Origin of the sequence: Streptomyces sp. 13-12-16 (assembly GCF_002114215.1) — a bacterium.
Lineage (GTDB): Bacteria > Actinomycetota > Actinomycetes > Streptomycetales > Streptomycetaceae > Streptomyces.
Genome location: NZ_NCTE01000721.1, coordinates 1 through 4,482, shown reverse-complemented (window position 1 = coordinate 4,482; position 4,482 = coordinate 1). Strand labels below are relative to the sequence as shown.

The following is a 4,482-nucleotide window of genomic DNA, read 5'->3' as shown; positions in this document are numbered from 1 at the left end:
CTTCCTGGCCGCCCAGGTCCCGGCCGCGAGCGCCTCGACCGGCGGGAGGCCGGCCTTGGCCAGTTCCGCGACCTCGTCGGCCGCCAGGCCGTGCGGGAGGGTGCCGCCGGCGTCCGTACCGACGAACACGGGGACGCCGGCGTCGTACGCGGAGCGCACGGTGTCGTAGCGGCGTTCGTGGAGCCGGCGCATATGGGCCGACCAGCGGGGGAACTTGGACTCGCCGCCGTCGGCGAGCGCGGGGAAGGTGGCGATGTTGACGAGGGTCGGGACGATCGCGACGCCCCGTTCGGCGAAGAGCGGGATGGTGTCGTCGGTCAGGCCCGTCGCGTGCTCGACGCAGTCGATGCCGGCCTCGACCAGGTCCCGCAGGGGGTCCTCGGCGAAACAGTGCGCGGTGACGCGGGCGCCCAGCCGGTGCGCCTCGGCGATCGCCGCCTCGACGGCGCCGCGCGGCCAGCAGGCCGACAGATCGCCCAGGTCGCGGTCGATCCAGTCGCCCACCAGCTTCACCCAGCCGTCGCCGCGCCGGGCCTCCCGCGCGACGTACGCGACGAGGTCGTCGGGCTCGACCTCCCAGGCGTAGTTCCGGATGTAGCGGCGGGTGCGAGCGATGTGCCGGCCGGCCCGGATGATCTTCGGGAGGTCGTCGCGGTCGTCGGTCCACCGGGTGTCGGAGGGCGAGCCCGCGTCGCGCAGCAGCAGGGCGCCGGCGTCGCGGTCGGTGAGCGCCTGCTTCTCGGCGACGTCCTCGGGGACCGCGCCGTGCCGGTCGAGGCCCACGTGGCAGTGGGCGTCGACGAGGCCGGGCAGCGCCCAGCCGTCGACGGTGCGGACGTCGCGGGCGCCGGCGGGACGGTCGTAGGAGATCCGCCCGCCGACGACCCACAGCTCGTCGCGGACCTCGTCCGGGCCGACGAGGATCCGCCCCTTCACGTGCAGCACCGCGCGTTCGCTCATACCCGGCACCCTAGTCAGCCGCTACCCGGACTTGCCCACCTGGTCCGAGGTCTCCTCCTCCACGTCCGCCATGGCGGGGTCGAGGAGGCGGGAGAGGAAGTGGCGGGTGCGTTCGTGGCGGGGGTGACCGATGACCTGCTCGGGGGTGCCGTCCTCGACGATCACTCCGCCGTCCATGAAGACGACCCGGTCGGCGACCTCGCGGGCGAAGGTCATCTCGTGGGTGACGACCATCATCGTCATGCCCTCGTTCGCGAGCATCCGCATGACGGCCAGGACGTCGCCGACCAGTTCGGGGTCGAGCGCCGAGGTCGGTTCGTCGAACAGCATGACCTCGGGGCCCATGGCCAGCGCGCGGGCGATGGCCACGCGCTGCTGCTGGCCGCCGGAGAGGGAGGAGGGGTAGGCGTCCGCCTTCTCGGCGAGGCCCACGCGCCCCAGGTTCTCCGCGGCGACCTTCGCGGCCTCCGCCTTGCCCCTGCGCAGCACCCTGCGCTGCGGCAGCGTGAGGTTCTCGACCACCGTGAGGTGCGGGAAGAGGTTGAACTGCTGGAAGACCATGCCGATGCGGCGGCGTACGGCATCGATGTCGACGTCCGGGTCGGTGAGTTCCGTACCGCCGACGAAGACCTGGCCCTTGCTGGGCTCCTCCAGGAGGTTCACGCACCGCAGCAGGGTCGACTTGCCCGACCCGGACGGGCCGATGACGCAGACGACCTCGCCCTGGCCGATCTCCAGGTCGATGCCGCGCAGCACCTGGTTGTCGCCGAAGGACTTGTGCAGACCGCTGACGCGGATCTCCGGTCGGCTCGGGGTCATTTCACGGCCTCCTGGGCCTTGGCCTCCATACGGCGCACGACGAAGCCGAGCGGGACGGTGATCAGCAGGTAGCACAGGCCGGCCACCAGGATGGGGGTGGAGTTGGCGGTCTGGCTGGCCAGGTCGCGGCCGTACTTGGACAGTTCGCGCTCCTCCAGGGTGACGCCGAGGAACAGCACCAGCGAGGAGTCCTTGAAGAGCAGGACGAGTTCGTTGGTGAGCGGCGGCAGGATGATGCGGAAGGCCTGCGGGACGATGATGGAGACCATGGCGCGGGCGGGCGAGAAGCCCAGCGAACGGGCCGCCTCCATCTGCCCCTTGGGCACCGCCTGGATGCCGGCCCGGATCGTCTCCGCCATGTACGCGGCGGCCACCAGGCCGAGCGCGAGGGCGACCTTGCCGTAGGTACCGCCGACGATCTCCGTACCGGGGAAGGCGAGCGGCACGGCGACGCCGATGAAGATGAAGATCAGCAGGGCGGGCAGGCCCCGGAAGATCTCGATGTAGACGCCGGCCAGCCAGCGGTACGGGCCGACGGACGACAGCCGCATCAGCGCGATCACCATGCCGAGGGCGAGCCCGACGGCGAAGCCGGTGACCGTGTAGAGCACGGTGTTCTTCAGCGCCAGCGTGATGACCTCGGGGAACATCCGCTCGGCGATGTCGGCCTGCGCGAACTGGTTCTGCAGCCGTCCCCAGTCGGCCGTGACCGCGAAGGCGATCACGGCCGCGACGAACACGGTGTACTGGATGCCGCGCGACAGGCTGCGCTTCTGGCGCCTGGTCAGGCCCTTCTTCTTCGGCTGGAGCGGCAGCTCCTCCGTGTCGGCCATGGGATCAGGACGCGGCCGGCGAGGCGGCGGACTCGTCGTACGGGCCGATCCACTGCTCGTACAGCTTCTTGTACGTGCCGTCGGCCTTGGCGTCCGCGAGCGCCTTGTTCACGGCCTCGCGCAGGGCCGTGTTGCCCTTCTTCACCGTGAAGCCGTACTCCTCGCCGGTGTCGATCTGCTCGGCGACCGTGAAGGCGTCGGCGTTGGCCTTGTCCTTCAGCCAGCCCTGGACGACGGGGTAGTCGATGACGACGGCCTTGACCTGGCCGGTGCGCAGGCCGTTGAGGACGGCGTCGGAGGACTCGAAGGAGACCGGGTCGAAGCCCTCGCCCTTGACGTGGTCCTCGCCGGTGGTCTGCGCCTGCGCGCCCAGCTTGACGTTCTTCGACTTCACGTCGGCGAGGGAGGTGACCCCGCTGTCCTTGTCGACGAGGACGGCCTGGGTGGCGTTGAAGTACGGGTCGGAGAAGTCGACGTTCTTCTTCCGCTCCTCGGTGATGGTCATGCCGGCCGCGGCCAGGTCGCACTCGCCGGAGTTGAGGAAGGCGCCGGTCTTGAAGTTCTCGAAGGGCGTGTCGAGGATCTGCTGCTTCACCCCGAGGTCGTCGGCGACCAGGTCGATCAGCGCGACGTCGAAGCCCTGCACCTTGCCGTCGATCTCCGACTGGAAGGGCGGGTACGGGAGGTGGGTGCAGGTGGTGAGCTGCCCCGCCTTGACGACCTCGACACCGCCGGCGGCGGTCTTGGAGCCGCCTCCGTCGTCGCTGGAGGTGCAGGCGGTCAGGAGGACCAGTCCGGCCGTCGCGATGAGGGCGGCCGGCACACGGGTCCGGCGGCCGGGGAGCGTCTTCACGGGAGCCTCCTGTCAGGGAACTGTGAGTTCCGATTATAAGGACGGGTTTGAGGGCCTCAAACCAAACCGATGGCCGCGAGGGCGTCCGGCCTGCGAACCGTGCGGTCGGGCTCCCCTCCGGGCGAAGGTCTACCCTCGACCTCGTCGTACGTACCCACGCAGCCGCCGAGCAAAGAGAGCACCGCCGTGACCCACCTTCTCCTCGATCTGCCCCCGCTGAGCGCCGCGCACTTCGCGTCGGTCGAGGACCGGGTGGCACGGCTGCTGAGCACCGGGCAGGACGTCGTGATCATGCAGGGTGAGGCGCTGCTGCCGCTGGAGGGCGCGATCCGCGCGACCGCCGGTCCCGGCACGACCGCGCTGAACGTCATCACCGGCCCCTACGGGCAGACCTTCGGCGACTGGCTGCGGGACTGCGGCGCCACCGTGATCGACCTGCCGGTGCCGTTCCACACGGCGGTGACGGCCGGGCAGGTCCGGGCCGCGTTCGCCGAGCACCCGGAGATCGACTTCGTGTCCCTGGTGCACGCGGAGGCGGCGACCGGGAACACCAACCCGGTCGCGGAGATCGGCGAGGTGGTACGGGCGCACGGGGCGCTGTTCTACCTGGACGCGGTGGCGTCGATCGGGGCGGAGCCGGTGCTGCCGGACGCGTGGGGCGTGGACCTGTGCGTGATCGGGGCGCAGAAGGCGATGGGCGGCCCGGCCGGGGTGTCGGCGGTGTCGGTGAGCGAGCGGGCGTGGGCGCGGATGGCGGCGAACCCCCGGGCGCCGCGCCGGTCGTACCTGTCGCTGCTGGACTGGAAGGAGCGCTGGATCGACGGCGGGCGCAAGGCGCTGCTGCACGCTCCGGCGCAGCTGGAGATGCTGGCGCTGGAAGCGTGCGTGGAACGGATCGAGGCGGCGGGGCTGGACGCGGTGATGGCGCGGCACGCGTCGGCCGCGGCGGCGACGCGGGCGGGGGCGGTCGCGCTGGGCGGGGGTCTTGAGCCGTACGTGCGTGACGCGGCGGACGCG

Annotated in this window: 5 protein-coding genes; 1 reads left to right on the top strand and 4 read right to left on the bottom strand. The window is 71.3% G+C overall.

Features of this window, described 5'->3' with window-relative positions:
* The 4 genes from B7767_RS27085 to B7767_RS27070 form a co-directional block, all read right to left on the bottom strand.
* Positions 1-960 (bottom strand): amidohydrolase family protein (locus B7767_RS27085; RefSeq protein WP_085574471.1); only part of this gene is annotated, 960 nt, incomplete at its 3' end.
* 21 nt (positions 961-981) lie between these two features.
* Entirely contained in the window at positions 982-1,779 is a 798-nt protein-coding gene (locus B7767_RS27080) for an amino acid ABC transporter ATP-binding protein (protein ID WP_085574470.1), read from the bottom strand.
* Entirely contained in the window at positions 1,776-2,612 is an 837-nt protein-coding gene (locus B7767_RS27075) for an amino acid ABC transporter permease (protein WP_085574469.1), read from the bottom strand. Before B7767_RS27075 ends, B7767_RS27080 begins: the two co-directional genes overlap by 4 nt.
* A gap of 4 nt (positions 2,613-2,616) precedes the next feature.
* Positions 2,617-3,465 (bottom strand): transporter substrate-binding domain-containing protein, encoded by an 849-nt coding sequence (locus B7767_RS27070; RefSeq protein WP_085574468.1) that lies wholly within the window; start codon positions 3,463-3,465, stop codon positions 2,617-2,619.
* A gap of 186 nt (positions 3,466-3,651) precedes the next feature.
* On the opposite strand from B7767_RS27070, the gene B7767_RS27065 reads away from it, so the two are divergent.
* Positions 3,652-4,482: alanine--glyoxylate aminotransferase family protein (locus B7767_RS27065; RefSeq protein ID WP_085574467.1), on the top strand; the 831-nt coding region annotated here is incomplete at its 3' end.